The 25518-nt window shown below is 73.1% G+C and carries 21 protein-coding genes; 8 read left to right on the plus strand and 13 right to left on the minus strand.

The features are described 5' to 3' along the window. Window positions 1-48 precede the first annotated feature (48 nt). Window positions 49-1605 carry an NAD(P)H-quinone dehydrogenase gene (locus ACFV9Q_RS26695; RefSeq protein ID WP_377236937.1) on the plus strand — a complete coding sequence of 519 codons (1557 nt, stop codon included), beginning with the start codon at window positions 49-51 and terminating at the stop codon, window positions 1603-1605. A 10-nt stretch (window positions 1606-1615) separates the two neighbouring features. Here the strand turns inward: ACFV9Q_RS26695 and ACFV9Q_RS26700 are convergent, their stop codons facing one another. The 4 genes from ACFV9Q_RS26700 to ACFV9Q_RS26715 form a co-directional block, all read right to left on the minus strand. Then, window positions 1616-2080 (minus strand): hypothetical protein, encoded by a 465-nt coding sequence (locus ACFV9Q_RS26700; protein ID WP_377228434.1) that lies wholly within the window; start codon window positions 2078-2080, stop codon window positions 1616-1618. A 9-nt stretch (window positions 2081-2089) separates the two neighbouring features. After that, window positions 2090-2590: an NUDIX domain-containing protein gene (locus tag ACFV9Q_RS26705; protein ID WP_377228433.1), complete on the minus strand. Its 501-nt coding sequence runs from the start codon at window positions 2588-2590 to the stop codon at window positions 2090-2092. Window positions 2591-2638: 48 nt separating this feature from the next. After that, window positions 2639-3109, minus strand: a complete 471-nt coding sequence (locus ACFV9Q_RS26710) for a hypothetical protein (protein WP_377228432.1) — start codon at window positions 3107-3109, stop codon at window positions 2639-2641. Window positions 3110-3234: 125 nt separating this feature from the next. Beyond that, complete coding sequence (locus ACFV9Q_RS26715) at window positions 3235-5040, minus strand: acetyl/propionyl/methylcrotonyl-CoA carboxylase subunit alpha (protein ID WP_377236938.1); 1806 nt, start codon at window positions 5038-5040, stop codon at window positions 3235-3237. 407 nt (window positions 5041-5447) lie between these two features. On the opposite strand from ACFV9Q_RS26715, the gene ACFV9Q_RS26720 reads away from it, so the two are divergent. Beyond that, window positions 5448-6443: a hypothetical protein gene (locus ACFV9Q_RS26720; RefSeq protein ID WP_377236939.1), complete on the plus strand. Its 996-nt coding sequence runs from the start codon at window positions 5448-5450 to the stop codon at window positions 6441-6443. A 60-nt stretch (window positions 6444-6503) separates the two neighbouring features. Here the strand turns inward: ACFV9Q_RS26720 and ACFV9Q_RS26725 are convergent, their stop codons facing one another. After that, window positions 6504-7193 carry a Maf family protein gene (locus ACFV9Q_RS26725; RefSeq protein WP_377236940.1) on the minus strand — a complete coding sequence of 230 codons (690 nt, stop codon included), beginning with the start codon at window positions 7191-7193 and terminating at the stop codon, window positions 6504-6506. A 133-nt stretch (window positions 7194-7326) separates the two neighbouring features. Next, window positions 7327-9024: a DUF885 domain-containing protein gene (locus ACFV9Q_RS26730; protein ID WP_377236941.1), complete on the minus strand. Its 1698-nt coding sequence runs from the start codon at window positions 9022-9024 to the stop codon at window positions 7327-7329. Between the two features lie 144 nt (window positions 9025-9168). Between ACFV9Q_RS26730 and ACFV9Q_RS26735 the strand changes: the two genes are divergently transcribed. Beyond that, window positions 9169-11913, plus strand: coding sequence for a glycosyltransferase family 8 protein (locus tag ACFV9Q_RS26735; RefSeq protein ID WP_377236942.1), 2745 nt, complete (start codon window positions 9169-9171; stop codon window positions 11911-11913). A gap of 1918 nt (window positions 11914-13831) precedes the next feature. Here ACFV9Q_RS26735 and ACFV9Q_RS26740 read toward each other — a convergent pair. From ACFV9Q_RS26740 to ACFV9Q_RS26755, 4 genes are read right to left on the minus strand one after another with little or no spacing between them, the layout of a single operon-like run. Then, on the minus strand, window positions 13832-15391 hold the full coding sequence (locus tag ACFV9Q_RS26740; protein WP_377236943.1) for a glycosyltransferase: 1560 nt from the start codon (window positions 15389-15391) through the stop codon (window positions 13832-13834). After that, the gene (locus ACFV9Q_RS26745) at window positions 15388-15627 is read right to left on the minus strand and encodes an acyl-CoA carboxylase epsilon subunit (protein WP_377227914.1); all 240 of its coding nucleotides are present in this window, start codon (window positions 15625-15627) and stop codon (window positions 15388-15390) included. Before ACFV9Q_RS26745 ends, ACFV9Q_RS26740 begins: the two co-directional genes overlap by 4 nt. After that, entirely contained in the window at window positions 15624-16148 is a 525-nt protein-coding gene (locus tag ACFV9Q_RS26750; protein ID WP_377227915.1) for a hypothetical protein, read from the minus strand. The genes ACFV9Q_RS26745 and ACFV9Q_RS26750 overlap by 4 nt, the downstream gene beginning before the upstream one ends. A 38-nt stretch (window positions 16149-16186) precedes the next feature. Further along, the gene (locus ACFV9Q_RS26755; RefSeq protein WP_377236944.1) at window positions 16187-17785 is read right to left on the minus strand and encodes an acyl-CoA carboxylase subunit beta; all 1599 of its coding nucleotides are present in this window, start codon (window positions 17783-17785) and stop codon (window positions 16187-16189) included. 120 nt (window positions 17786-17905) lie between these two features. Here ACFV9Q_RS26755 and ACFV9Q_RS26760 point away from each other — a divergent pair, with 120 nt between their 5' ends. The 3 genes from ACFV9Q_RS26760 (at window position 17906) to ACFV9Q_RS26770 (ending at window position 20382) form a co-directional block, all read left to right on the plus strand. Continuing rightward, window positions 17906-18754 carry a biotin--[acetyl-CoA-carboxylase] ligase gene (locus ACFV9Q_RS26760; RefSeq protein ID WP_377236945.1) on the plus strand — a complete coding sequence of 283 codons (849 nt, stop codon included), beginning with the start codon at window positions 17906-17908 and terminating at the stop codon, window positions 18752-18754. A 186-nt stretch (window positions 18755-18940) separates the two neighbouring features. Then, window positions 18941-19237: a hypothetical protein gene (locus tag ACFV9Q_RS26765; protein ID WP_377227918.1), complete on the plus strand. Its 297-nt coding sequence runs from the start codon at window positions 18941-18943 to the stop codon at window positions 19235-19237. Window positions 19238-19314: 77 nt separating this feature from the next. Then, complete coding sequence (locus ACFV9Q_RS26770) at window positions 19315-20382, plus strand: adenylate/guanylate cyclase domain-containing protein (protein ID WP_377227919.1); 1068 nt, start codon at window positions 19315-19317, stop codon at window positions 20380-20382. Between the two features lie 6 nt (window positions 20383-20388). Here the strand turns inward: ACFV9Q_RS26770 and ACFV9Q_RS26775 are convergent, their stop codons facing one another. The 3 genes from ACFV9Q_RS26775 to ACFV9Q_RS26785 all read right to left on the minus strand — a co-directional run bounded on the left by ACFV9Q_RS26775 (window position 20389) and on the right by ACFV9Q_RS26785 (window position 23885). Beyond that, window positions 20389-21186 carry a crotonase/enoyl-CoA hydratase family protein gene (locus tag ACFV9Q_RS26775; RefSeq protein WP_377236946.1) on the minus strand — a complete coding sequence of 266 codons (798 nt, stop codon included), beginning with the start codon at window positions 21184-21186 and terminating at the stop codon, window positions 20389-20391. 55 nt (window positions 21187-21241) lie between these two features. Continuing rightward, window positions 21242-22939: a lysyl oxidase family protein gene (locus ACFV9Q_RS26780; protein WP_377236947.1), complete on the minus strand. Its 1698-nt coding sequence runs from the start codon at window positions 22937-22939 to the stop codon at window positions 21242-21244. Window positions 22940-23048: 109 nt separating this feature from the next. Beyond that, complete coding sequence (locus ACFV9Q_RS26785; RefSeq protein ID WP_377236948.1) at window positions 23049-23885, minus strand: helix-turn-helix domain-containing protein; 837 nt, start codon at window positions 23883-23885, stop codon at window positions 23049-23051. Between the two features lie 101 nt (window positions 23886-23986). Between ACFV9Q_RS26785 and ACFV9Q_RS26790 the strand changes: the two genes are divergently transcribed. Both ACFV9Q_RS26790 and ACFV9Q_RS26795 read left to right on the plus strand, forming a co-directional pair. Continuing rightward, the gene (locus ACFV9Q_RS26790; protein WP_377236949.1) at window positions 23987-24727 is read left to right on the plus strand and encodes an SDR family NAD(P)-dependent oxidoreductase; all 741 of its coding nucleotides are present in this window, start codon (window positions 23987-23989) and stop codon (window positions 24725-24727) included. Window positions 24728-24751: 24 nt separating this feature from the next. After that, the gene (locus tag ACFV9Q_RS26795; protein ID WP_377236950.1) at window positions 24752-25423 is read left to right on the plus strand and encodes an HAD family hydrolase; all 672 of its coding nucleotides are present in this window, start codon (window positions 24752-24754) and stop codon (window positions 25421-25423) included. Window positions 25424-25518: the final 95 nt, after the last annotated feature.

Raw genomic sequence — 25518 nt, forward strand, 5'->3', positions numbered from 1 at the left:
CGCGCCCACGGGGTCGGCGGATCCGGGGTACCTCCCGGCGATGCGAGAATGGACCCCGTGACCCCCCTCGATCCCGCAGCTGTCCCGCACCGTGTCGTCGTCGTGGGAGGTGGCCCCGGTGGTTACGAGGCGGCGCTCGTGGCCCGCAGCCTGGGCGCTCAGGTCACGGTCGTGGAGCAGCAGGGTCTGGGCGGCGCGGCGGTCCTGACCGACGTCGTCCCGTCGAAGACGCTCATCGCGACCGCCGAGTGGATGACCATCGCCGACCGGGCCCCCGAGCTCGGCATCCGCATGCCCGACGACGTCGTGGACCCGCTGTCCGACGTCGACGTCTCGCTGGCCACCGGCGGCATCCCCGTCGTCTCCGCCTACGCCGCCCCCGCGCTGAGCGGGGCGGGCGTGCAGGCAGCGGCGTCCGCGGCCGCGACCGCGGAGAAGCGCAAGCACTTCGTGGACCTGCAGGCCGTGAACAAGCGCGTGCTGGCGCTGGCGCGGGCGCAGAGCGCCGACATCCGCGGCCGCCTGGAGCGCGAGGGCATCCGCATCGTCGCGGCCAAGGGGCGGCTGGACGGCCCGGCGCGCGTGGTCGCCGAGCTCGCGGACGGCGCGACCGAGGTGCTGGAGGCCGACTCCGTGCTCCTCGCGCTCGGCGCCACCCCGCGCACGCTGCCCACCGCGGTGCCGGACGGCGAGCGCATCCTCACGTGGACGCAGATGTACAACCTGCGCGAGCTCCCCGAGCGGCTGATCGTGGTCGGCTCGGGCGTCACGGGCGCCGAGTTCGCGGGCGCGTACAACGCGCTGGGCTCGGACGTGGTGCTCGTCTCCAGCCGCGACCGCGTGCTGCCGGGCGAGGACGAGGACGCCGCCGAGCTGCTGGAGGGCGTGTTCCGCTCCCGCGGCATGACGGTGCTGTCCCGCTCGCGCGCGGCGTCCGCGGTGCGTACCGACGACGGCGTCGAGGTCACGCTGTCCGACGGGCGCGTGGTGCACGGCTCGCACGTGCTCGTCGCGGTCGGCGGCGTGCCGGCGACGTCGGGCATCGGGCTGGAGGAGGCGGGCGTCCGGCTCTCGGAGGGCGGCCACGTCGTGGTCGACCGGGTCTCGCGGACCTCGGTCCGCGGCGTGTACGCGTCCGGCGACTGCACCGGCGTGCTCCCGCTCGCCTCGGTGGCCGCCATGCAGGGCCGGATCGCGATGGCGCACGCCCTGGGCGACGCCGTCCAGCCGCTGGCGCTGCGCACGGTCGCGTCCAACATCTTCACGGCCCCCGAGATCGCGACCGTGGGCTACAGCGAGGAGAAGCTGCGCGCGCAGAACTCCCGCTACATCACCACCACGCTGCCGCTCGCGCGCAACCCGCGCGCCAAGATGCTCGGCGTCAAGGACGGGTTCGTGAAGCTGTTCGCGCACCCCGAGGCCGGCGTGGTGCTCGGCGGCGTGGTCGTGGCGCCGCGGGCGTCCGAGCTGATCTTCCCGATCACGCTGGCGGTGCAGCACCGGCTCACGGTGGACAACGTGGCCTCCGCGTTCACGATCTACCCGTCGCTGTCCGGGTCCATCGCGGAGGGCGCGCGGGTGCTGGACGCGCGGGTCGGCAAGTAGGCCCGGGGCCCTACGCGATCGAAGCGTCCAGGACGATCTGGCCGCCCTCGACCTTCGCCCCCGTGACGGTCACGCCCGGGAACTTGGCCTCCAGCAGGCGCTCGACGTCGACGGCGATCCGCGCGTCCGGCTGGACGTCCACGACGCCCGGCGGCAGGCCCTGCTTGGCGACCTCCTGCTCGATCGGCGCCGCGGCCAGGCTGAGCAGCCGGTGCGCCGGGAGACCCGCCGCGTTCACCTCGACGGCGAGCGTGGCGACCCCGCGCTCGAACGAGGCGAGCTTGACGTCGCCCCGCACGATCGGCGCGATCTTGACGGCCAGCTTGAGCGGGCCGGGCAGCGTCTCGAGGCGGCGCAGGTCCGCGACCACACGAATCACGTCGCCGTCTCCGACGACGGAGCTGATGACGGGCGGAGCCTGCTTGGCGATCCTCGCCAGGCCGAGCGCCTCTTCGGGAGCGATCCTGATATGCACGATTCGACCCTAACCCAGCAACGCGAGCAGGCGAGGCAGAGCGTGACCGAACGCGGGCAGCAGGTTCAGCCCGTCCAGCTCGTCGAGGCCGACCCAGCGCACCTCCAGGCTCTCGGGATCGGCGGCGCGCGGTTCGACGGCGTGGCCGGGGGCGACGTCGGCCACGACCGTCGTGTACGTCCAGGCCGGGTGCTCCAGCACGTGCGTGCCCACCACGTGCACCGCGGCGGGTTCGATCGCCGCCTCCTCGGCGGCCTCGCGCAGGGCGCCGTCCTCCGGCTTCTCGTCCGGGGCGAGGGCGCCGCCGGGGATGCCCCAGGTGCCGCCCATGTGGGACCACAGGGCGCGGTGCTGGAGCACCATGGCGGACGGCGCCCCCGTGACGTCCCGGCGCACGAGGAACAGCCCCGCCGCGCCGAACAGGCCCCAGTGCCGGTGGTCCCCGCAGGTCACCCAACCGTCGCCGTCGTGCCGGTGGAGGTCTGCGGGAGGCACTGTCGGGTTCGGCACGGCGTCAGTCTCTCAGGTCCGGACGCGGGCTGTCAGTGACCGGCGTGGTCAGTCCTCCGCGGGGACACCCTCGACGACGACCTTGCCGCCCTCGAACCGGAAGCCCGTCACCTCGGTGAACTGGCCGCGCATCAGCGCGAGCAGGTCGAGCGAGACCGTGCCGTCCTTGCGGAGCTGCACGGCGTTCTCGGGCAGGCCGCTCTTGCGCGCCATCTTCTCGATGGTGCCGGAGGCGAGCGGGAGCAGCTTGGTGGCGGGCAGGCCGGCGGCGTCGGCCTCGACCTTGAGCACCGCGATGTTCTGCCACACCGACGTGATCTGCGCCGACGCGTGCATGACCGGGACGGCCTTGGCCGCGATCTTGACGGGCAGCGGGGCATACGTCAGGCGGCGCAGGTCCGCGGTGACGGCGATGACGCCGTCCTCGCAGGTCAGCTCGCTGACGAACGACGGAAGGGACTTCCGGGGGCGGACGAGGGCGATGGCCTCTTCGGGGCTGAGAACTACGACGCGTGTCACGTCGCAGAACCTAGCCGATCAGACGAGGCCTGATGGGCACGGGTGGCGCCTATCAGGCCTCGTAGGGCACTTTTCACCCCGTTTGATGCCGGAAATCACCCGATGAGTTCCGGTGACAGCCAAGGTCAGTCGACGATCTCGCACAGCGGGGCGCCCGCCGTCACGCCTGCCCCCGTCGTCGCCGACAGGGAGCGGACCGTCCCCGCGCGGTGGGCCAGGATCGGCTGCTCCATCTTCATGGCCTCCAGCACGACGATCAGGTCGCCCTCGGCCACCTGCGCGCCGTCCTCGACCGCGACCTTGACGATGGTGCCCTGCATGGGCGAGGCGAGCGTGTTGCCCGTCGAGGCGCTCGACGCCTTGCCACCACCGGCGCGTCGCGCGGGGCGCCGGGCGGCGTTGGCGGTGCGTGCCCGGCCGGCGGCCACACCGAGGCCCGCGGGCAGCACGACCTCCAGGCGGCGTCCGCCCACCTCGACGACGACGCGCTCGGCCGTGACCTCCTCGACCTCGTCCTCGGGGGCGGGCGCGGGCGCCGGGGCGAGGGCCTTGAGCTCGTCGGCGAACTCCGTCTCGATCCAGCGGGTGTGCACGCTGAACGGCTTGCCGTCCGTCGGGACGAACGCCTCGGCGTCGAGCACCGCCTTGTGGAACGGGACCACCGTGGGGATGCCCTCGACCACGAGCTCGCGCAGGGCGCGGCGGGCGCGCTCGACGGCCTGGGTGCGCGTGGCGCCCGTGACGATGAGCTTGGCGATCATGGAGTCGAACGCGCCGGAGACCGTGTCGCCCGCGACGACACCCGTGTCGACGCGCACGCCCGGGCCCGACGGCCACGTGATCGTGTTCAGGCGGCCCGGCGCCGGCAGGAAGCCCGCCGCCGGGTCCTCGCCGTTGATGCGGAACTCGAGAGAGTGCCCGCGGATCGCGGGGGAGTCGTAGCCGAGCGGCTCGCCGGCGGCGATGCGCAGCTGCTCGCGGACCAGGTCGATCCCCGTGACCTCCTCGGTCACCGGGTGCTCGACCTGGAGGCGGGTGTTCACCTCGAGGAAGGAGATGGTGCCGTCGAGGCCCACCAGGAACTCACAGGTGCCGGCACCGACGTACCCGGCCTCGCGCAGGATGGCCTCGGAGGCCATGTACAGGGACTTCTCCTGCTCCGGCGTGAGGAACGGCGCGGGCGCCTCCTCGACGAGCTTCTGGTGGCGGCGCTGCAGGGAGCAGTCGCGCGTGGACACCACGACGACGTTGCCGTGGGTGTCCGCGAGGCACTGGGTCTCGACGTGGCGCGGCTTGTCCAGGTAGCGCTCCACGAAGCACTCGCCGCGACCGAACGCCGCCGTCGCCTCGCGGACCGCCGAGTCGAAGAGCTCGTCGATCTCGTCGAAGGTGCGCGCGACCTTCAGGCCGCGGCCGCCGCCGCCGAACGCCGCCTTGATGGCGATGGGCAGGCCGAACTCCTCGGCGAAGGCCCGCACCTCGCTGCTGTCCTTGACCGGGTCGGCCGTGCCGGGGACCAGGGGTGCGCCGGCGCGCTGCGCGATGTGCCGCGCGCTCACCTTGTCGCCGAGCGCGTCGATGGCGGACGGCGGCGGGCCGATCCAGACGAGCCCGGCGTCGAGGACGGCCTGGGCGAACGCCGCGTTCTCCGACAGGAAGCCGTAGCCCGGGTGCACGGCGTCGGCGCCGGACCGGCGGGCGACGTCGAGCAGCTTGGCGGGGTCGAGGTAGGTGTCGGCGGCGCGGGCGCCGCCGAGGGCGAACGCCTCGTCGGCGATCCGCACGTGCATGGCCTCGCGGTCCTGGTCGGCGTAGACGGCGACGGACGCCAGCCCCGCATCGGCGCATCCGCGGGCCACGCGGACGGCGATCTCACCACGGTTGGCGATGAGCACCTTCGAGATGGTTCGGGGCAGGCTGGAACTAGGCACGGCTCACCGTAACCCGGGTATCCAGGACCTATGTACCGGCTCCGGGCACCGGGGAGAAAGTCTGGAGCCCAGACCAACCCCGGAGCGGGCCGTTTGTGGGGTTCAGACATGGCGTCGGCACTGTGCAGTCCACTGAGCCGCCCGGGCTTGTGGGTATCAGGTAAACGACGGCCTGCCTGCGTGCGGCCGTCGCCAGTGACCGCGGGTGTAGTTGCGGAATAGCCGCCCGGAGTGCAACCCGGCCCGCGTTCATCCGCGGGGGTGAGAAGTCAGCATCGACCCGGGTGGGCGGTCGGGGAGCCGGGAGAGGGGGTTGAGTGCGACCACAGGGGGTCGTTTCGGGTGGTTGTGCACAGGGTGGCTCAGGCGGGGCCCGTGGGGCCGTCGGCCGGTGTGGGATCGGCAGCATGCGACCACCACGGAAGATCCCGCTGCGTCTGCTGTCGGACGCCGTCACGCAGGAAGGGCTGGTGAACAAGGCCCAGTGCGACGCCGCAGGGCTGGACAAGTACGCCGTCGGACGCCTGGTCAAGGCAGGTACCTGGTCCCGCGTCACCCGGTGCGTCTACGACACGGACCCTGACCCCGTCGAGCGGCGTCGGCGGGACGACTACTTCGAGCACGTCCGCCGGCGTGCCGCATGGGCCGGGATGCTCGCTGTCCCGGACGGGATCGCTGTCGGGGCCTGTGCGCTCGCGCTCCACCGGGTGGCCGGCCTGCCTGCGCGGCTCGTGCCGGAGGTGGCACGGCCCGACGGCGAGGCAGCGAGGCTCGGATCCGAGGTCGTCCTCCGCCGATACCGCTCCTTCCCGACGGTGCGGTACCGGGGCAGGCGGATCGCGGCCCTGGTCCCGGCGCTGGCGCAGGCGCTCCCGAATCTGGCACGGGACGAGGGCGTGGCGGTGCTCGGCAGTGTGCTGCACCAGGGCTTCCTCGATGTGTCGGCGCTCGGCCAGGTGCGCGAGATGATGGGGCACCGGCGCGGCTCGGTGCAGGCTCTCGGCTGGTTCCCCCTGGCGTCCGCCCTGGACGGGTCGCCCGCCGAGACGGCTGCGCGGCTCTCGTGCCTGGACCATGGCGTCCCGCCCGACGGTCAGCAGGTGACCTTCACTCTTGCCGGCGTCTTTCTGGCCCGGGTCGATCTGGTCTGGCGGCTGCCGGGCGGGCGGTATCTCGTGGTCGAGATCGACGGGCGTGCGTTTCACTCGGGCCAGTCGATGCTTGCCGACGACTCGGTGCGGCAGAACGGCCTGGTCGGCACGGACCGTCTGGTCATGCTCCGCTACCCGGCAGCCGAGGCGCTGGGAGCCGAGGGCATCGGTCAGGACGTCGCCACCCGCCTGACCGCCCTGCACTGGACCCCCGCTGCCGGGCTGCGGGGGCAGGTCGAGCTCGGCAGGTGAACGCGGGGGCAGTGGCGGAATGAGTACTCAGAGTGCAACCCGCTCCGCGCTCACCTGCGGTTACGCGTTCCGGAGCTGGCGCCAGGGGATGTTCAGGTCGGTCAGGAGCTCGCGGAGGAGGGGGAGGCTGATGCCGACCACGCCGTGGTGGTCGCCCTCGATGCGCTCGACGTACGGGCCGCCGAGGCCGTCGATGGTGAACGCGCCGGCCACGTGCAGCGGCTCGTCGGTGGCGACGTAGGCGTCGATCTCGTCGTCGTCGATGTCGGCGAACCAGACCGTGGTCGAGCTGGTCGAGCCGAGGGTGCCGCCGGTGCCGCCCGCGGCGTCGTCGCGCAGGTCGACCACCCAGTGGCCCGTGTGCAGCACGCCCTTGGTTCCGCGCATGGCGCGCCAGCGCTCGCGCGCTGTGGCGGCGTCCGCGGGCTTGCCCACGATCGTGCCGTCGATCTCCAGCATCGAGTCGCAGCCGACGACGATCACGTCGGCGGGCACGTCGGCGGGAGAGCCGTCGGCCGGGGCCTCGGCGTCGGCCCAGGACTCCTCCAGCCGGGACGCCACCTCCTCGGCCTTGGCCTGAGCCAGGACGAGCACGGCGTCGGCGGGATCGAGCTCGCCGAACCGTTCCGTGGCGTCGGCGAGGACCTTGTCCTCGTCCACGCCGGACACGACGACTTCCGGCGTGACTCCGGCGGACTTCAGCGTCGCGAGTCGGGCGGGGGACTGGGAGGCGAGGACCAGGCGTGGCACGCGCGCCACAGTAACGAGAATGCGGCCGGACGAAACAGCAAATACGAGATCTGTCGAAAGTGACCCCGGTCACGTGTCGGACGTGCAGGTCCCCCGAGGGACCTGCACGTCTGACACGCGGCGGCCCGAGAACTCAGGCCAGCGCCTCGCGGAGGGTGTCCAGGCCCACGGAACCGAGGTTCAGCGCGCGGGCGTGGAACGCCTTGGCGTCGAACTCCTGGCCCGCCGGCACGGCCGCCTTCGCGGCGTCGCGCGTCTGCTCCCAGAGGCGCTGCCCCACCTTGTACGACGGCGCCTGCCCCGGCCAGCCGAGGTACCGGTTGAACTCGAACCGCACGAACTGCTCGGGCATGTTCACGTTGGCCAGCAGGAACGGCCAGCCCTTCTCGGCGGTCCAGGTGCCGCCGCCCCACTGCTCGGGGGCGGGCTTGCCGAGGTGCACGCCGATGTCGAACACCACGCGGGCCGCGCGCAGGCGCTGCGCGTCGAGCATGCCGAGGCGGTCGCCCGGGTCGTCCATGTAGCCGAGGTCGGCCATGAGGCGCTCCGCGTACAGGGCCCAGCCCTCGCCGTGGCCGGAGACCCAGCAGGCCAGCCGCCGCCAGGTGTTCAGCGTCTCGCGCGCGAACACCGCCTGGCCGCACTGGAGGTGGTGCCCCGGGACGCCCTCGTGGTAGACGGTCGTCTTCTCGCGCCAGGTGTTGAACTCCGTGACGCCGGCCGGCACGGCCCACCACATGCGGCCCGGCCGGGACCAGTCGTCGCTCGGCGGGGTGTAGTAGATGCCGCCCGACTGGGTCGGCGCGATCATGCACTCCAGGTCGAGCACGGGCTCGGGGACGTCGAAGTGGGTGCCGTTCAGCGCGGTGATCGCGGCGTCCGACGTCTCCTGCATCCAGGCCTTGAGGGCGTCGGTGCCCAGCAGCTTGCGGGCGGGGTCGGCGTCGAGCACGGCCACCGCTTCCTCGACCGTGGCGCCGGGACCGGCGATCTGCGCGGCGACCTGCTCCTGCTCGGCCACGATGGACGCGAGCTCCTCCAGGCCCCACTGGTACGTCTCGTCGAGGTCCACCTGCGCGCCCAGGAAGTGGCGCGAGAACAGGGCGTAGCGGTCGCGGCCCACGGCGTCGGCCTCGGGCGCCTGCGGCGCCAGGTCGCGCTCCAGGAACTCCGCCAGCCTGCCGTAGGCCTCGCGGGCGGCCGTGGCGCCGTGCTCCAGCTCCTTGCGCACCAGGCTGCACGCGGCCGACTCGTCCAGCACCGCGTCGACGGCGGGGCCGCGCGTGAACGACGTGAAGAAGGAGTCGCCCGCGGCCAGCTCGCGCGCCTGGTCGACGCACTCGCGCACCTGGCGGATCGCGGCGACGTTCCCCTGCGCGGCCGCCGCCGTCAGCGACTCGATGTACCCGTCGACGGCGCCCGGCAGGCCGTTGAGGCGCGACGCGATGTTCTCCCAGGCCTCGACCGAGTCGGTGGCCATGATGTCGAAGACGTCGCGCAGGCCCTGCACGGGTGAGGCGATGTTGTTCAGGTCGCGCAGGCCCTCGCCGGCCGCGTGGAGCTCCAGGTCGAGCCCGACCCGCTCGCGCATCGCGGACAGCGTGACCCGGTCGACGTCGTCGGCGGGCTGCACGCCGTCGAGCCGCGCCAGGACATCCCGCCCGGCCTGGGCCAGCGCGTCGTGTCCGGCGGGCGAGAGATCGCCGATCTCGTGGTCGTGTCCGGGCAGGCCCATGGCTGTGGCGGACAAAGGGGCGAGTTCAGTGAGACGCTTGACGTAGTCATCGGCGATGACGTCGATCTGCGTGGATGTGCGCACAGGGCTGGTCATTCGACCGAGCCTACGTGCCCGCGCCGATGGCGAACGAGAAGTTTACGTGGCATGTGGCGCCTGTGGGACCTCAGGATCGGCCTGGACGGTACGATCGTCCCCGGCTTGAGCGCCCAGCTCGCCGACCCCGAGAAAGGTATATGGATGAACGTTCGAGGCCGGAGCCTGCGCCGTCGCGCACTTCGCAAAATCGCCAGGACGGCTGATCGCTGGGCCGGCACCAGCGCGCCGCAACCCAAGAAGTCCGCCGAGGCAGCTGCGAAGGCACCGTCCTCGGGGTCGTCGGCCAAGCCGACGGTCAACGAGAAGGCCGCCGCGCGCCTGCGCGGCTCGTACCGCCAGATGACCGAGGTCGTCCTCGGCCTCGAGCCCGGCAGCCTGCCCGAGGAGGAGGTGCGGGCGAAGCGCCAGTACGTCCACGCCGCCAAGCGCCTGGCCGCCGACGCCGAGCTCACGCGCAGCCTGCGGTCCGGCGTCCCGCTGACCGACGCCGTGGTCAAGCTGATCCGCGGCCGGTTCACGCGCAAGCTGAACGCCGAGGTCCTCGTGGGCGCCCGCGCGCTGTGCCACTCGCTGCACAGCCAGCCCGAGACCCGCGTCGCCGGCGCGCTCGGTGGGGCGCTCGTCGCCCGCCACGCCGGGACCTACGACCTCGCCTGGGACCTGTTCTCCGAGGTGCCGCGCGACGCCGTGGCCCGGAACGCGCCGGTCGAGTTCCTCCGCACCGCCGCCCAGGTGGGCCAGCTCGGTGTCGTGGACGAGGTCGTCAAGTGGATCGACCAGGGCGTGGTGCAGGGCGCCAAGCCCCTGTACAACATGGCGTCCATCTTCTTCGCCGTGAAGGAGTACACGGCCGCCTCCCGCGCGATCGACGCGGCCCGCGAGGCCGGCGACGCCGACGAGGCGCTGACCCGCCGCATCGAGCTGCTGGCCGACTTCACGTCGCGCGCGATCACGCCGCAGACCGCCACTGTCCCGCAGGGGCGCGTGTCGTTCGGCGTCATCGACTACAAGCAGCCGGACGAGGGCACGACGTCGTCCAACGTGGGCGACTACGTCCAGACCATCGCGAGCCTCGGCCACCTGGTCCGCCACGCGAACCTGCGCCTGCACGGCGACGACGAGCTCGTCGGCGTGGTCTCCGAGCTCCAGGGCCGGGTGCGCCCCGAGCTGCAGATCGACGGCCCCGGCGCCGACGTCCAGCTCATGGCCCTCAACCGTGACTCGTCGAGCTACGACGCCGTCCCGGAGAACACGTGGGCCATCGCCTTCGGCTGGTACATGCAGGACATCTTCGGGCTGGCCTACGACTTCCCGTTCAACCCGAACGTGAACCCGCTGTTCATCTCGTTCCACGTGAACCGCCCGAACATGCTCACGCCCGAGGCGATCGAGTACCTCAAGGCGCACGGCCCGATCGGCTGCCGTGACTGGAACACGGTCTACCTGCTGCTCGCCCGCGGCGTGCCGGCCTTCTTCTCGGGCTGCCTCACCACGACGATCAGCACGGTGTTCCCGGACGCCGCCACGCCGGTCCCGGTCGGCGGCCCCACCGCCTACGTGGACACCCCGGCGCCGACGGACGACGCCATCCAGATCACGCAGGTGCACGAGGACGTCCGCTGGACCTCGATGGGCCCGAACGTCCGCGAGGCGCTGGGGCTCCTGGAGAGCTACCGCACGGAGTTCGGCCAGGTCGTCACCTCGCGCCTGCACTGCTACCTGCCGTCGTGGTCGATCGGCGCGAACGTGCAGTTCACCCCGAAGAACCGCGCCGACGTGCGGTTCGCCGGCCTGCTCGACGCCGACGAGAACGACCTGAACGAGATGCGCGAGCGCATCCGTCGCCTGCTCGCGCCGGCGATGGCCCTCGTGCTCCAGGGCGCGTCGCGCGAGGAGGTCTACGCCGAGTGGCTCAAGACCGTCGCGCCGGAGGTCGCCCTGGCCGAGGAGCGGTTCGCCGCCCCGATCATGAAGCTGACCGCGTCCTTCGACGTCGACGAGGCGTGCCGGACGGCGCGCGCGTCGCGCGTGCTGACGCCGGCCACCGCGCCGCGCACCGGTGAGGTCGTCAACGTGGCGGTCGCGCTGGACGGCAACCTCAAGCAGGAGATGGAGATCGTCATCGGCGGTCTGGTCCAGCACTCGGACCGTCCGCTGCACGTCGTCGCCCTGACGCGCGACCACACCACGGAGGACCACGACCGGCTCGCCGGCCTGTTCCCCGAGGTCAGCTTCGAGTGGATCGCGTGCGACGACATCGACTACGGGCCGGTGCTCGGCATGCTCAAGCACATCACGGTCTCCACGATGGACCGCCTGCTGCTGCCGGAGCTGCTCCCGGACCTCGACCGCGTGGTCTACCACGACATCGACGCGCTGACCGTCAAGGACATCGCGACGCTGCACGACATCGAGCTCGGCGGCTCCCCGCTCGCCGCCCGCCCGTCCGTCGGGCACGGCGTGCGCAGCGGCCTCGGCAACATCCTGAAGCAGGGCCGCCGCCTGACGGAGGAGCCCGTCGTCGCCAACGAGTTCTTCCGCGCGATGTACCAGCGGCACCCGAACGACTTCGACGGCTTCAACGCGGGCATCCTGCTCATGGACCTCGCGCAGATGCGGTCGGAGGGCTTCACCGCCGACTACGTGGCGTACGTGGAGACCTACGGTCTCAACGACCAGGAGATCCTGAACTGCTACGCCGGTTCCCGGTACCGGAAGATCGAGCCGGCCTGGAACAACTGGCCCACGCAGGAGACGGTGACCGACCCGAGCATCGTCCACTGGGCGGGCTGGCTCAAGCCCTGGAACCAGGAGCTGTACGTCAAGTACCGCGAGCTCTGGGACAAGGGCAGCGCGTTCGTCGAGTCGCGGCGCGCCGCGGCCTGACGATGAGCCCGGGCCCGGACGAGGCAACGCACCGCGAGGTGCGAGGCCCCGTCCGGGCCCTTCGCGTTCCCGCCGACGGCACCGACCTGCCGACGGCGAGGCGCCGGGCGCGCGATCTCGTGGCGGCGGGGGCGCCCGCGCCCGAGGTGGACGACGCCTACGGCCAGGTGCTGCTCCTCGACCCGACGAGCGCCCAGGCCTGGGCCGAGTGGCGGGACGCGCCCCGCGCGGCAGACGACGTGCCGCTCCCCGAACGGCTCTCCGCGCTCCAGGCGCACTCGCCCCGGCCGCTTCCCGTGGTGCTGCTCGCCCTGCTCGGCGGGCCCACGGCGGACACGGCGCGGCACGAGCACGCCGCGCACCTCGCGGCGTTCCTCGAGACCGACGACGCCGCCGCGTGCGCCCGAGCCTGGGCGGCCTACTCCGCCCTGCGTCCCCTGCCCGAGGCGGACGCCGCGCGCGTCGGCGCGCTGCAGCCCGCCGTGATCAAGCTGTACTTCACCGCCACGCGGCCCCGCGTGCTGACGTTCGAGGAGGCTGCCGAGGCCGGGGAACCGCTGTCCGCCGACGCGGTCGCGTGGTGGCAGGACGAGTTCCTCCGCCCGGATGTGCCGCGGGCGCACGACCGGGAGTTCGTGACGCCGGCGCAGCGGCGGATCCACGAGGCCGCGGACCCGTACCTGGGCCACCAGTCGCGGGCCGTCCGCGACCGGCGGCTGGTGCTCCGCGACCCGGTGACCGGCGCCGAGTGCGCACCGTTCGACGCGGTGGTGACGGCCGGCAAGGCCGTCTACTCCTTCGGCGACACCGAGCACACCATGCTCGTGAGCGTCCTCGGCGGCTTCAAGGCCGCCTACCTGTTCCTGCCTGCCCGCGGGCTCGTGCTGAACCTCGGCGCGTTCAAGGGAGCGGTGCTCGCACCGGGCAGGATCACCAACCTGGCGGCGGACCTGCTCCGCCGGGTCGTGGCCCGGCGCGACCAGTACGCCCGCGCGGTCGCCACCCGCCCGGACCCCCGCGCCCGGCGCCGGGTGGTGCTCCAGATGACGGTCGCGGAGAACTTCGCGCACCACGTTTGGAACTTCTACCCCGGCGTGGAGCGGCTGATCGACCACGGGCTGGCCGGCAACGTGGCCGAGGTGCGCACGGCGGGCACCGGGTTCTTCGGGGCGTTCGAGGAGCTGTTCCCGGAGTTCTCGGCGGCCCGCGTCGTCGACGAGCCCCGGCGGCCCCTGCGCGACCCCTACCCCTTCTCCCGCGAGCACCTGGTGCTCTCGGTCGGCGGGTACTTCATCCGGCGCTCGCTGGTGGACCGGATCCGGCGGCGGATGGTGCAGGCCGAGCCGGCGCCCGGGTACCCGCAGCCGCCGCCGGCCACGGACGGCCCGGTGGTCTGGGTCGGGCTGCGCGTCCGCAGCCGCGCGTGGGCGGACCAGGAGCGCGAGGCCGCCCGGTTCGTCGACGCGCTGCACCGGCGCTACCCGCGGGCGCTGGTGCTCCTGGACGGCTACTCGTACCCCGTCGGCACCGACCTCGTCTCGGACCGGTGGCGCGCCAGCATCGAGGAGCTGCACGCGGTGGCGCGCGCGATCCGGGGCGACGTGCGGCGCCCGGACCAGGTGGTCGACCTGGTCGGCAGCACGCTGCGGGAGGCCGTGCTGTGGGCCGAGGCCACCGACGTGTACGTCGCGCCGAACGGCACCAGCCAGCACAAGGTGGGCTGGTTCAGCGACGCCCCGGGCGTGGTCTACGCGCCGCCGAGCCTGGGCGACGTCCTGCCGGAGCTACGGCCGGGCGCGCGCGAGGCGGAGGGGCGGCCGGTGCCCGTGACCCTGCTGGGCGAGCCGGTGGGTGAGGGCGAGCGCCGTCGGCACGACGACGTCCGCCCCCACCTGGACAACCTCCGGATCGACCGGCGTCAGCTGCTGGCGACGGTGTGCGAGCTGCTCGACTCGCGGCTCGCGACGTGGCCCAGCAGGTCCCGCCAGGCGTCCCTGTACCGGCGCGGCGAGAAGCTCGTGGTGACGCGCTTCGCCTCCCGGCCGAGCCGGCGGGCCAGCCGGTCGTCCTGGAGCACCTGAACCAGGCGGTCGGCCAGCGCCGGCACGTCGTCCCGGGTCACCAGGAACCCGTTCTCGCCGTCCCGGATCACCTCGGCCGGGCCGTAGTTGCAGTCGTACGCCACGAAGGGCGTGCCCACCGACATGGCCTCGGTAAGGGTGAGCGGCAACCCCTCGTGGAAGGACGTCATGGCCGCGACCCGGGCGCCGGCGAACGCGTGCAGGGCCTGCGACGTCGCGCCGTGGAACCGGACGGTGGTGCCGAGGTCCAGGCCGAGCTCGGTGGCGAGCTTCTTGAGCGACTCCTCCTCGACACCGTGCCCGTACACGTCGAGGTGCGCGTCCGGGACCTGCTCGTGCACCAGCACGAACGCCCGCAGCAGATGGTCGAGCTGCTTCTGCGGCGCGAGCCGGCCCACGAACACCACGGAGTCGCCGTCGCGCCGCACGCCGCGCACCTTGGGCTTGGGTGCCGCGTGCCGGAGCACGTGCAGCGGCAGCCCCGGGTACCGCTCCAGCAGGTCGGTGCGCTGCCGCTCGGTGAGGCAGACCATGGCGTCCACGTTGGTCGTGTCCGAGAAGAAGCCGGCCCAGTGCGGCTTGGTGGGCGCCGCGGCGTCGTAGGGCGCCGCGAGGTGCGAGTTGTGCAGCACCGACACGCCCCGCAGGTGCTGGTGGCGCATGAGGCGCAGGCTGCGCTGCCACACGTTCTCGCCGTCGGCGAAGACCACGAGGTGCTGCGCGGAGGCGAAGGTGGTGTCGAGCCAGCGGGCGATCGCGCCCGCGTAGTCCCCGACCTCCTCCTCGCGGAGGCGCAGGTGGGCCTCGCCCGTGCCGACGTGCCCGTCGACCTCGGCCTCCAGCCAGACGGCGCGTCCGTCGACGACGAGCTCGCGGCGGCGGCCGCCGCCCTGCGGGAGGTGGTCGATCGCGATGAGCTCGCCGTGCGCGAAGGCCCACAGCGACTCCCGCGAGCCGTCCTCGCGCAGCACGATGAGCTGCCGCGTGGTCTCGGTGCCCTGGTCGAGCAGCTCGATGGTGCGCAGCTTGTCGTCCACCAGCGTGCGCACCTGGAGCACGTCGCCCACGGTCCGCCGACGGCGCTTCACGCCCGGCCCGTCGGCGATGCGGGGCACCGTGACGGGCTCCACCTCGCGGGCGCGCGCCCGGTCGACGGCGTCGGGCCCGTCGCGCCACAGGACCAGCAGGCGCACGTCGGGGCGCAGCAGGCCGTGCTCACGGACCCAGTCGCCGTCGTCGTCCAGCAGGCCCGTGACCACGAGCGTGGTGCGGTACCCGAGGCCGGCGTAGAGGTTGGCGCGGGCCAGGACGGCGCGGGTGCCACCCGCGATGCGCTGGCCGAGCGAACGGACGAACAGGACGACGTCGGTGTCCCCGGGACGGGGCGCCTTGGTCATGAGCGCAGGCTCCAGCGCCACGCGTCGGCGTTGTGCCGCCCGGAGCGTCCGCCGAAGTTCTTGGCGGTCGCGGCGCCGTTCCCGCGAAGCACGCGCGAGTGGTTGGTCCACTCGTCGAGCGGCGCGGCGTCGTCGGGCTCCGTGCCGGCCGCCGCGACCGCGGCGAGGCCGGCGACCAGGGCCGCCACCTCGACGTCGTCGGGCTCGCCACGGACCACCCGGACCTCGGGGCTCACTCGTCGTCCTCCTCGTAGAAGCCGAAGCCGGGGGCCTCGCCGCGCGAGGCCGCCCACTCGGCGATGTCGTAACCGCCCTCGGTGAGCTGCGTCGCGACGGACTCGCCGGCGGCGTCGAGCAGGTCGATCACGCCGTCCAGCGAGGCGTCCCCGCCCCGCGCGCCCACGACGAAGCCGAGGTAGAACGACTCGCCCTCCTCCGGCGTCTCGGACTCGAGGATCTCGTCCTCCTCGCCCTCGTGCTCCGGCTCCCACACGGACGACGTGAGGTCGGGGTGCATGCCCAGCGCGCCGTGCAGCACGTCGAACAGCGAGGCGTTCAGGTGCCCCACCTTCGACTCGAGGGCCAGCACGCGCGGGTCCTCGTCGGCCTCGGCGGCGCCGAACTCGGCGCGTACGCCCACGGCGGTCCCCACGTAGTCGTGCAGCGCGGCCGCCAGGGCGTCGACGGCGCGGTGCATCGGCTCCGTGTCGACGCGGCCCATCGGCGCCGGGCCGTGGGTGGCGTCTTCGTGGCTCATGCGGTCTCCTCCAGGTCTGGACCGGCTCGACATCCCGCTCAGAGCGGGATGTTGCCGTGCTTCTTCGGAGGAAGCGTAGATCGCTTGGTGCGCAGCGCGCGCAGGGCACGCACGACCTGCACCCGGGTCTCGGACGGGCGGATGACCGCGTCGACGTAGCCGCGCTCGGCGGCGTCCCACGGGTTGACGATGGCGTCCTCGTACTCGGCGGTCAGCCGGGCGCGCTCCGCCTCGACGTCCCCGCCGGCCTCCTGGACGGTGCGCAGCGCGCCGCGCTGCAGGATGTTCACCGCGCCGCTCGCGCCCATGACGGCGATCTGGGCGGTCGGCCACGCCAGGTTGACGTCGGCGCCGAGCTGCTTGGAGCCCATCACGATGTACGCGCCGCCGTAGGCCTTGCGCGTGATGATCGTGACCAGCGGCACCGTGGCCTCGGCGTACGCGTAGATCAGCTTGGCGCCGCGGCGGATGATGCCCTGGTGCTCCTGCCCCACGCCGGGCAGGAAGCCCGGCACGTCCACGAACGTCAGCACGGGGATGTTGAACGCGTCGCACGTGCGCACGAACCGCGCGGCCTTCTCGGCGGCGTCGATGTCGAGCGTGCCCGCCATCGACTGCGGCTGGTTGGCGATGATGCCGACCGACTGGCCCTCCACGTGCCCGAACCCGATCAGCACGTTCGTGGCGAACATGGGCTGGACCTCCAGGAACGACTCCGGGTCCAGCACCGCCTCGACGGCGTCACGCATGTCGTACGGCTGGTTGTCGCTGTCCGGGATCAGCGTGTCGAGCGCCTCGTCCTCGGCCGTGACCTCCAGCACCGTGTCGTCCTCGGGCGGGAACGCCGGGGCGTCCGACAGGTTGTTCTGCGGCAGGTAGCTCACGAGGTGGCGCACGTAGTCGAGCGCGTCGTCCTCGTCGCTGCCCATGTAGTGCGCCACGCCCGACCTCGAGTTGTGCGTGCGGGCGCCGCCCAGCGTCTCGAAGTCGACGTCCTCGCCCGTCACGGTGCGGATCACGTCCGGGCCGGTGATGAACATGTTGGACGTCTGGTCGGCCATGACGATGAAGTCGGTCAGGGCGGGGGAGTACACCGCGCCGCCCGCGCTCGGGCCGAGGATGAGGGAGATCTGCGGGATCACGCCCGACGCTGCGACGTTGCGCCGGAACATCTCCGCGAACTGCGTCAGGGCCGCGACGCCCTCCTGGATGCGCGCGCCGCCGCCGTCGCTGATGCCGATCAGCGGCACGCCCGTGCGCAGCGCGAGGTCCTGCACCTTGGTGATCTTCTGGCCGTGCACCTCGCCGAGGCTCCCGCCGAACACCGTGAAGTCCTGGGAGAAGATGCACACCTGGCGGCCGTCGATCGTGCCGTAGCCGGTCACGACGCCGTCACCCGCGATGCGCTTCTTGTCCAGGCCGAAGTTGCGGCTGCGGTGCTTGGCCAGCGCGTCCAGCTCGGTGAAGCTGCCCTCGTCCAGCAGCGCGTCGATGCGCTCGCGGGCGGTCTTCTTGCCCCGCTTGTGCTGCTTCTCCTGGGCCGTCACCTCCGGCTCGTCGATGGCGGCGGCCCGGCGTGCGTCGAGGTCGTCGAGCTTGGCGCGCGTGCCGGCGAGGGTCGTCGTGGAGTCGTTCACATCTCCGAGGGTAGTTGTCGGATGCCTCCCGCTCGATGCGGGAGCGTCCAGCGGGTCGCGCCGCCGACTTGTGGGTTTCCTCCAAGGGCGGTCGCGCGGCCCAGGAGAGAGGATGAAGACGTGCACCCCGCCTTGTCCCGCGACCGGCTCACCGTCCCCGGGTTCGCCCGGGTCGAGGTGGTCGAGACCTCGCCCTCCACCAACGCCCAGCTCGCCGCCGCCGTCCGGGACGACCCGGCCGCCTGGCCCGCGCCGTCGGCCCTGGTCGCGGAAGAGCAGACCGCCGGCCGCGGCCGCGCCGGGCGCTCCTGGGAGACGCCGCCGCGCGCGAGCCTGACCGTCTCCGTGCTGCTCCGGCCCCGCGTCCCCGCGCAGAGCCTCGGCTGGCTCCCGCTCCTGGCCGGCCTCGCGGTGGTCCGCGCGGTGTCCGACGGCGTGGTCACCGCCGCCGTGAAGTGGCCCAACGACGTGCTGCTGCCCGCCGCCGACGCCGTCGCCGGGCTGGGCCCGTACCGCAAGGTCGCCGGGATCCTCGCCGAGGTGGTGCCCGAGGCGCCGGACGCCTCGCGGGCCGTGCCGGGCGCCGCCCCCGCCGTCGTGCTCGGGATCGGTCTCAACGTGTCGCAGTCCGCCGAGGAGCTCCCCGTGCCGACGGCGACGTCGCTGGCGCTCGCGGGCCACCCCCGGCCCGACCGCACCGACGTGCTGGTGCGGATGCTCGGCGAGGTGCACGCCGTCGTCCGGCGCTGGGAGGAGGCGGGCGGCGACGTGGTCGCGGCCGGCCTGCTGGCGGAGTACACGGCCGTGTCCGCGACGCTGGGCACCCGCGTGCGGGCCGAGCTCGCCGGGGACGCCGGGGTGGTGGAGGGCGAGGCCGTGGGCCTCGACGGCACGGGTGCGCTGACGATCCGCACGGACGCGGGCGAGGAGCGCACGGTGACCGCGGGCGACGTCTGGCACCTGAGGTAACGCGGTCTCCCGCCCCGCGTCGTCGCCCCTCCCGCCCCGTCCGGCGCCGCCGGCCGGGCGCGGGTGAACTCGTGCGCGGCGCCGGGTGAACTCGACGGCAGCCCCTGCCGCAGAGCCCCTGACCTGCGGTAATCTCCGCCACAAGCGAGGACGGACAGCACGGGCGGGTGACGGTCAGGAGACGCCATGGAGGCAGGTCGAGCCACGGTAGGGGTGGCCAAGGGAATCGTGTGCGCCGCGGCGGTGGTCGCGGTCTATCTGATCAGCACGGTCCGGCTGGACCGGGGCATCGTCCAGACGGAGGGGACGCCGACGGCGGGCCTCATCGCGGCGGGGATCTCCTGGCTCCTGGTGGTCTGGGTGCTGCTCTACCGGGACGACGGCGTCCCGGGCGTGCGGCTCGGCCTCTGGAACGTCGTGACCGTGGTCGGGATGCTCCTGGTGCTCACGGGGATCCCCCTCGTACTGACGTTCTGGAGCTGAGCTCTCCGGAGCCCTGACCGCGGTGTGCCCCACTGATGCATGCGGTTGCATGAGGTGCGCCCGCCTACAGTGGTGACGTGCTCCACAACTCCGAGACGTCCCCCACGAACCACGAGACCCCCGGCGCCGACACCGCGGCCCGGCTCGACGAGACCCTGCTCGGCGGCGCCCGCCGCTACACCCTGTCGCAGGTCGTGGAGCTCACCGGGCTCGACAAGCAGTTCGTGACCCGCTACTGGCGCTGGATCGGCCTGCCCGTCACGCACCCCACCGAGACCTGGTTCACCGACGCCGACGTCGAGGCGCTCAAGGACGCGGCCGGCCTGTTCGAGGCGGAGCAGATGGACGAGCGCGCCCAGATGACCTTCATCCGGTCCGTGGGCCACACGACCGAGCGACTGGCGCTGTGGCAGGTCGAGGCGCTCGTCGAGCACCTCGCCCGGCGGTACGAGCTCGACGAGACGTCGGCCCGGCTGCTCGCGCTGGACAAGCTCCCGGAGATGTCCGAGATGCTCAGCCGCCAGCTCGAGCACGCCTGGCGGCGTCAGCTCGCGGCGCTCACGGGGCGTACGGCCATCGAGTTCGCCGGAGCGCGCGGGGACGAGAGCAACGACGGCCACCAGCTCCCGCTGCTGCGGGCGGTCGGGTTCGCCGACATCGTCTCGTTCACCAAGCGGACGGCGGGGCTCGGCTCGGAGGAGCTGGCGGAGTTCGTGCAGCGGTTCGAGGCCGGCGCGCGCGACGTCATCGTCAACGCGGGCGGCCGCGTGGTGAAGACCATCGGCGACGCTGTCCTGTTCGTCACCGACGACGTGGCCACCGGTGCGGAGGTGGCCCTCGGCCTGGCCGAGACCTCCGGGGCGCAGCTCGGCACCGCCGCGCCGGGCGACCCCGAGATCCCGGTGCGCGTCGGGTTCGTCTGGGGGCGGGTGCTCTCGCGGTTCGGCGACATCTTCGGCCCCACGGTCAACCTCGCGTCGCGGCTGACCGAGCAGTCCGACCCGTCGACCGTGCTAGTCGACAAGGAGACCGCCGCGCTGCTCGCCACGAGCTCGCGCTACGCGCTCACCGCGCAGCCCGAGCGCGACGTCCCGGGCATCGGCCCGCTGGCGCCGGTGCGGCTGCAGCGGGCGTACCGGGGCTGACCCGGGTCAGCCCGCCCGGCCGCCCTTCATCCGCTGGAGCGCGCGCATCGCGCCCGGCAGCAGCCGGAGCTGCTCGCGGCGCTCGGCCGCGAACGTGCGCCGGTCGCCCGACGACCAGTGCCGGTCGAAGAGCCGCTTGGCCGCCGCCACGGCCTCGGGCCGCCGCTCCGCGATGCGGCCGGCGAGCGCGAACGCCTCGTCCAGGGGCGTGTCGGTGACGGTGCCCGCCAGGCCGAGCCGCCCGGCGTCGGCGCCGGTGAACTCCTCGGCGGTGAAGGTGAGGCGCTTCGCCGTCTCGATGCCCACGAGCTGCGTCAGGGTGTGGATCCCGGACATGTCGGGGATCAGGCCGCGCTCGACCTCCTTGACGGACCAGCGCGCGTCCGGCGTGGTCAGGCGCAGGTCGGCGGCGAGGGCGATCTGCACGCCCGCGCCGATGACGTGCCCGTGCACGGCCGCGATCACCGGTACGGGCAGGCGGCGCCAGGCCCAGCAGGCCTCCTGGAACAGGTTGGTGCCCCGCGGCGTCGGCACGAAGGCCCGGGCGACCGCCGCCGGGTTCCGCGCCGCCGAGCCGAGGTCGAGCCCCGCGCAGAACGAGCGGCCGTTGCCGGAGACGACGACCGCACGCAGCCCGGGTTCGCGCCCCAGGCGGCGTGCGGTGGACCTCAGCTCGCCGAGCATGCCCAGCGACAGCGCGTTGAGCTTGTCGGGCCGGTCGAGGCGGACGTCGGCGATCCCGTCCGAGAGGGTGCAGGAGACACCGCTCCCGGACGGGATGCCGGTCGTGCTGCTGGCGTTCATGGGCCGCAGCCTACGGTTCGGTCGTGGACCAGTCGTACTGGTCCACGACCTCCGTCTAGTTGACGATCTCCGTGTCGACGCCCTCGTACGGCGGCACCGTCACCGTGCGCTTGCCGGGCTTGCCGCCCAGCACGACGGTCCGATAGCTGACGTTGTTGTCCGTCGTCAGCTCGTGCAGGGAGCCGTTCGGGTTCACGGTGATCTTGATCTGGTAGGTGCCGTTCTTGACGCCCGTCAGCTTGAACGCCTGCGTCTGGGTCTGGTTGTAGGTGTCGCCCCAGCCCACGGGCAGGACCTCACGCAGCCAGAGCGCCGACCGGTCGCCGCAGGTGCTGTCGAGGCCGGTGGCCTCCGGCCGCCAGGTCGCGCCGGGCACCGACAGGTCGACGGCGTTGGTCGGCGCGAGGCACCAGGACTGCTTGCCGCTCGTGGTCACCAGGGTGCCGTCGGGCTTGACCAGCTCGTAGCTCGCGAAGTCCAGGAAGTGCCAGTGGTCGTGCTCGGGGGCGGCGTGGTACTTCATCTTGCCGGTCTTGGTGCTGCCCACCTCCTTGCCGTCCCGGTAGAAGAACTGGTAGGCGTCCATGACCTCCGCGGCGCCCTTGCGGTAGCCCTCGACCACCAGGGGCGCCGGGCCGGCGTTCCACTCGTTGGCGTTGAAGGTGAGCCGGTCGGCGCCGGAGGACCGCTCGATCCCGATCTGCCACGCGGGCAGGGACTGGAGGTCCGGGAGCGTGTCCTCGGCGGGGGCCTTGTTCGACGGCTTCGACCCCGGCTGGCCGAGCGCGGGGTGGTCGCCGCCGTGCTCCTGGCTCCCGCCCTGCAGGGTGAAGAGGTTCGCGCGGTGCGAGGAACCGGCGCCGTCGCCCGCGCCATGGGTCCCGTGGGCGCCGCTGGCCATCGCTCGCACCTGGTCGGCGTGGGTGGCCGCGGCGTCACCCTCGGCCAGGGTGCTGAAGCCCTCGGCGGGCGCCCCGAGGAGCGCGTCCCCGACCTCCCCGCAGTCCACGACGGTGCACTCGTCGATCACCTTGACGCGCTGCGACACCGAGCGGCCCGTGGCAGGGAGGCCCAGGAAGTCCGCGACGGGGTCGCTGATGGTCACCGTCATCCGGAGGTTCTTGCGCGTGGTCTTCAGCTCGAAGTACGTGTCCAGCTTGGTGGCCCAGCCCTGCTCGATCCCGGAGACGCTGGACTTGGTGAACCAGTCGCCGCCGCAGAACATGGGGTAGATCGGCTCGGTGTTGCCGGTCGGCTCGACGCGCTGGCGCTCCATGCCGCTGAGGCACAGGCTGCGCGACTTCTTGATCAGCACCTTGCCCGTCGAGTCCGTGACCTGGACCGTGAGGCCCTTCTTGAAGCCGCCCAGCCCGTCGACGATCGCGGCGGGTGCCTTCGTGGTGGTGCGCTCGTCGCCGCGGATCACCGTCTTGGTGAGCGTCGCGCGGGCGGAGGGCTTGGCCTTCTTCGCCCAGAACTCGTAGCCCTCGCCGTAGGCGGCCATCCAGACGCCCGAGTCGAAGTACACAAAGCCGTCGTAGTTGTAGGCCTCGACGGTGCTCGCCGCCGGGGCGAAGCGCAGGCCGCGCTGCGCGGCGGTCGGCGCGGCGTCCGCCGGGGCGGTCGCGATCGGCGCGGCTGAGGCGGTGGCGTTGGTCGCGCCGCCCTCGCCGAGCAGGCCGAGGGCCAGCACGACGGCGACGCCCATGGTGAGCAGGCGCGGCGACGGCCGGGACAAACGTAGTGCGGTCATGGATCCCCCAGATCGGTGAGGACAGGAACCTGTCACCGCTAGGGACGCACGAGAGGGCCAGTTCGTTGGCAGGCGCGCCGAATTCACCCGCCGAATTTGTCCGGGCAGGTCAGACGGCGCGCAGCGCGCCCGGCCGGCGCCCGGCGAGCCGGTCCAGCGCGTCCGACGTCGCCGCGTCCGCGGGCAGGAACGCCAGGAGGCGCTGGCCGTCGGCGTCGGGCAGGGCCAGGGTCTCGACGTCGAGCCGCAGGTCGCCCGCCTCGGGGTGCCGCATCCGCTCGGTGCCGGTGCGGTAGCGGGCCGAGAGCGGCGCCCTGAACCGGTCGCTGAACGCGGCGCCGGCCAGGACGGCCAGCGCCTCGGCGAGCTCCGCGACGTGCGGGTCGCCCGGCACCGACTCCATCCGGAGCGCGGCGACCTGCCGGTCGGCGACGTGCTCCCAGTCCGGGTAGGCCGCGCGGGCGCGGGGCTCGGTCAGCACGAACCGGAGCAGGTTGGGGTGGTCGTCGTCGAACAGGCCGAACGGGGCGAGCAGCGAGCGGTAGCCGCTCGTGGCGGCCAGCACGTCGCCCAGCCGGTTGAGCAGCACCGCGGGCGACGGCTCCAGCCGCTCCAGGAGTGCCCGGACGGGCGGCCGCACCGAGTCCGCGGGCGGGTCGACGGCGCACGCGCCGCCCGAGCCCTTGGTGGCGCGGAGCAGCAGGAAGCGCTCGTCCGCGGGCAGCCGCAGCGCGTCGGCCAGCGCGCCCAGGATCTCGGGCGACGGGTGCTGGTCGCGCCCCTGCTCCAGGCGCGTCAGGTACTCGACGCTCACCTCGGCCAGCGTGGCGAGCTCCGACCGGCGCAGCCCCGGCGTCCGGCGCCGGGCGCCGCGTGGCAGGCCCACCTCCTCCGGGGAGAGGGCCTCGCGGTGGGCGCGCAGGAGGGTGCCGAGCTCGCTGGTCATGCACCTCAGCGTAGAGCGGACGCGCGGTCGGAGGGTGGCCCGTTCAGGGCCAGTCTCGGGCCGGTCTGGTTGCCCGGTCGCGCCGCGAGCACGGTGGGGCCATGGACATCGGACTTCAGGGACGGACAGTCATCGTGACCGGCGCGTCGGGCGGCGTCGGCAGGCACATCGCCACCGCCTTCGCGGCGGAGGGGGCGAACGTCGTGCTCACCTACCGCGGCGGGCGCGACGAGGCGCAGAAGGTGGCCGACGAGATCGGCGACCGGGCGCACGTCGTGCGGTACGACCAGGCGGACCCGGGGGCCGCCGAGGCGCTCGTCTCGGCCGCCGTCGAGGCGACCGGGCGGGTGGACGTGCTCGTCAACAACGCGGTGGCCTGGGGCGACATGGTCCCGTTCGACACCGTGCCCGACGAGGAGTGGACCGCGCTGGTCCGGAGCAACGTCGAGGGAGCCATCCGGCTGACCCGAGCCGTGACGCCGCTGATGCGCGCCGCGGGCTGGGGCCGGCTGGTGCACCTCTCGTCCTCGCTCGTCACCGAGGGCGTGGCCGGCGGCGAGTACTACACCGCGGCCAAGGCGGCGCTGCACGGCTTCAGCCGGTCGGTCGCCTTCTCGCTCGGGCGCGACGGCGACCTGCTCTCCAACGTGGCGCTGCTGGGACTGACCCGGACGGCGACCAACACCCACGTCGTCGAGCAGGTGGGCAAGATCTACGAGGACCGGTCGCCGCTGGGGCGGCTGATCGACGCCGCCGAGGTGGCCTCCGCCGTCGTCTGGCTCGGATCCGGGGCGAACACCGCGGTGAACGGCCAGGTCATCGGGGTGACGGGTGGGGCATAGACCGGCGTGTGACACGATGCGAGCGTGCTGAAAGTCGTTCTCTTCGATCTCGACGACACACTCGTGGACCAGGAGGGCGCCTCTCGGACGGCGCTCCTGGGCTGGCTCCCCGAGCTGGGTCTGGACCACGACGACCCCGAAGAGCTGGTCACGGCCTGGGGCGGCATCGCCGAGGAGGCCTACGGCCGGTACCAGCGGCGCGAGATCACGTTCCAGGAGCAGCGGCGCGTCCGCGTGCGCGAGTTCCTGGGGGCGGACGCCACCGACGACGAGGCCGACGAGCTGTTCTCCGGCTACCTGACGCGCTACGAGCAGGCCTGGGCGGCGTTCGACGACGCCGTCCCGGCCCTGCGCCGGGTGCGGGACGCCGGCCTCGTCGCCGCACTGCTCACCAACGGCGACTCCGTCCACCAGCAGCTCAAGCTCGACCGCACGGGGCTGGCCGCGCACCTCGACGTCGTCGTCGCCTCGGACGACCTGCCCGCGGGCAAGCCGGACCCGCGCGCCTACGCGGCGACGTGCGAGGTGCTCGGGGCGGCTCCGGGCGACGTGCTGATGGTGGGCAACGACGTCGAGAAGGACTACCAGGGTCCGCTCGACGCCGGGCTCGCCGCGGTGCTGCTGGACCGGTTCGACCGGTACCCGGACGTCGAGGACCGCATCCGGACTCTCGACGAGGTGCCGTTGGCGGCGTAGGCGCCGTCGGGCTGCCCGAAGCATTCGTGCAGCAACCTGCTGCACAGATCGGCGCCGGTTCGGCAGTTTGCGTCGAGGTCGGCACAGCCCTGTGC

Source organism: Promicromonospora sp. NPDC059942 (assembly GCF_042731755.1).
Lineage (GTDB): Bacteria > Actinomycetota > Actinomycetes > Actinomycetales > Cellulomonadaceae > Promicromonospora.

Coding starts and splice junctions, on each gene's coding strand:
- ACFV9Q_RS26790 (WP_377236949.1), top strand. CDS start 23,987: ATGGACATCGGACTTCAGGGACGGACAGTCATCGTGACCGGCGCGTCG.
- ACFV9Q_RS26765 (WP_377227918.1), top strand. CDS start 18,941: ATGGAGGCAGGTCGAGCCACGGTAGGGGTGGCCAAGGGAATCGTGTGC.
- ACFV9Q_RS26750 (WP_377227915.1), bottom strand. CDS start 16,148: ATGAGCCACGAAGACGCCACCCACGGCCCGGCGCCGATGGGCCGCGTC.
- ACFV9Q_RS26720 (WP_377236939.1), top strand. CDS start 5,448: ATGCGACCACCACGGAAGATCCCGCTGCGTCTGCTGTCGGACGCCGTC.
- ACFV9Q_RS26730 (WP_377236941.1), bottom strand. CDS start 9,024: ATGACCAGCCCTGTGCGCACATCCACGCAGATCGACGTCATCGCCGAT.
- ACFV9Q_RS26735 (WP_377236942.1), top strand. CDS start 9,169: ATGAACGTTCGAGGCCGGAGCCTGCGCCGTCGCGCACTTCGCAAAATC.
- ACFV9Q_RS26775 (WP_377236946.1), bottom strand. CDS start 21,186: ATGAACGCCAGCAGCACGACCGGCATCCCGTCCGGGAGCGGTGTCTCC.
- ACFV9Q_RS26740 (WP_377236943.1), bottom strand. CDS start 15,391: ATGACCAAGGCGCCCCGTCCCGGGGACACCGACGTCGTCCTGTTCGTC.
- ACFV9Q_RS26695 (WP_377236937.1), top strand. CDS start 49: ATGGACCCCGTGACCCCCCTCGATCCCGCAGCTGTCCCGCACCGTGTC.
- ACFV9Q_RS26780 (WP_377236947.1), bottom strand. CDS start 22,939: ATGACCGCACTACGTTTGTCCCGGCCGTCGCCGCGCCTGCTCACCATG.
- ACFV9Q_RS26785 (WP_377236948.1), bottom strand. CDS start 23,885: ATGACCAGCGAGCTCGGCACCCTCCTGCGCGCCCACCGCGAGGCCCTC.